Source organism: Streptomyces sp. NPDC047974 (genome assembly GCF_040653375.1).
In the GTDB taxonomy this organism is placed as follows: Bacteria; Actinomycetota; Actinomycetes; order Streptomycetales; family Streptomycetaceae; genus Streptomyces.
Map to the genome: position 1 here is coordinate 1 of NZ_JBEZNU010000106.1, position 1,676 is coordinate 1,676.

Here is a 1,676-nt window from a genome sequence, read left to right on the forward strand (position 1 = left end):
GCGTTGGCGCGCGGGTCGGGAAGGCACGCCCGTGCTCAGCGTAGTCACCGCGGACGGCACCACCGAGTCCGGCTCCCTGATCGACGAGATCGTCCGCGAAGGCGCCCGCCGGATGCTGGCCGCGGCACTGGAGGCGGAAGTCAACCAGTACATAGCCGAATTAGCCGCCGAGACCGACGAGCGGGGGCGGCGTCTGGTGGTCCGCAACGGCCGCCACCAGCCCCGGACCGTCACCACGGCAGCCGGTCCGGTCGAGGTCACCGCGCCCCGGGTCAACGACCGCCGCGTCGACGAGGCCACCGGCGAGCGTAAGAGGTTCTCCTCGAAGATCCTGGCGCCGTGGTGCCGCAAGTCGCCCAAGGTCTCCGAGGTCCTGCCGCTGCTCTACCTGCACGGACTCTCCTCGGGTGACTTCGTGCCCGCCCTGGAGCAGTTCCTCGGTTCGGCGTCCGGGCTCTCGCCGGCGACGGTAACCAGGCTGACGAAGCAGTGGGGAGACGATCACGCTGCTTTCCAGAAGCGCGACTTGTCCGACCGCGACTTCGTCTACGTGTGGGCCGACGGGGTCCATCCCAAGGTGAGGCTCGGCCAGGCGCACTCGTGCGTGCTTGTCCTGCTCGGCGTGCGATTGGACGGCACCAAGGAGCTCATCGCGCTGGCGGAGGGACTGCGGGAGTCGACCGAGTCGTGGGCCGACCTGCTGCGCGACTGCCGCCGCCGCGGCATGCGCGACCCCGAGCTGGTCGTCGGCGACGGCGCGATGGGCCTGTGGAAGGCCCTGGCCGAGGTCTTCCCCGCCGCCCGGCACCAGAGGTGCTGGGTCCACAAAGCCAGAAACGTCACGAACGCCCTGCCGAAGTCCGCACAGCCAGGCGCGACGAAGGCGATGCAGGAGATATACAACGCCGAGGACCGCGCACACGCCGAGAAGGCGATCCAGGCGTTCGCGAAGACCTACGGCACGAAGTGGCCGAAGGCTGTCGCGAAGATCACCGACGACCGGGAGGAGCTGCTGGCGTTCTACGACTTCCCGGCCGAGCACTGGATCCATCTGAGGACCACGAACCCGATCGAGTCGACGTTCTCCACGGTCAAGCTGCGGACCAAGGTTACGCGCGGGGCCGGCAGCCCGGCCGCCGCCCTCGCCATGGTGTTCAAGCTCGTAGAGTCCGCCCAGGACCGCTGGCGCGCGATCACTGGAGCACACCTGGTCCCGCTGGTCCGTGCGGGCGCAAGGTTCGAAAGCGGCCAGCTCGTGGAGCGAAAGGAGATCGCAGCCTGATGACCACCCCGGAACCGCTCAGCGACGAGGAACTCGACGAGCTCGGCGAACTCGCGCAGGCGGCCACGCCAGGGCCTTGGTTCGTCCGCAGCCTCGACGACGAGCACGCCATGAACCTTGTCGCCGTGAGCACCACTCCGGACACCGGCCTCGCCGAGCGGTGGCCGAACTTCGACCACCGCGAGATCGTGGCAGCAACGCTGGTCCAGCACCCCCGCTACGTCGACGCCGCCGACGAGCGGTGGGACGAGAACGCACAGTTCATCGCTGCCGCCCGCGAAGCCGTCCCCCGGCTCGTCGCCGAGATCAGAAGTCTGCGCAGCCAGCTGAAGGCCAGCAGCTCCGAAGGCAGATCAAGAGGAGCGAACTGATCCACAACTATTGACTATTGCTC

At 68.4% G+C, this 1,676-nt stretch carries 2 protein-coding genes; both read left to right on the forward strand.

Annotated elements, in window-relative coordinates:
* The first annotated feature begins 31 nt into the window (after positions 1 to 31).
* On the forward strand, positions 32 to 1,282 hold the full coding sequence (locus AB0E19_RS38610; RefSeq protein ID WP_362189892.1) for an IS256 family transposase: 1,251 nt from the start codon (positions 32 to 34) through the stop codon (positions 1,280 to 1,282).
* Entirely contained in the window at positions 1,282 to 1,653 is a 372-nt protein-coding gene (locus tag AB0E19_RS38615; protein WP_362189895.1) for a hypothetical protein, read from the forward strand. The genes AB0E19_RS38610 and AB0E19_RS38615 overlap by 1 nt, the downstream gene beginning before the upstream one ends.
* The last annotated feature ends 23 nt before the right edge of the window (positions 1,654 to 1,676 follow it).

Coding starts and splice junctions, on each gene's coding strand:
- AB0E19_RS38615 (WP_362189895.1), top strand. CDS start 1,282: ATGACCACCCCGGAACCGCTCAGCGACGAGGAACTCGACGAGCTCGGC.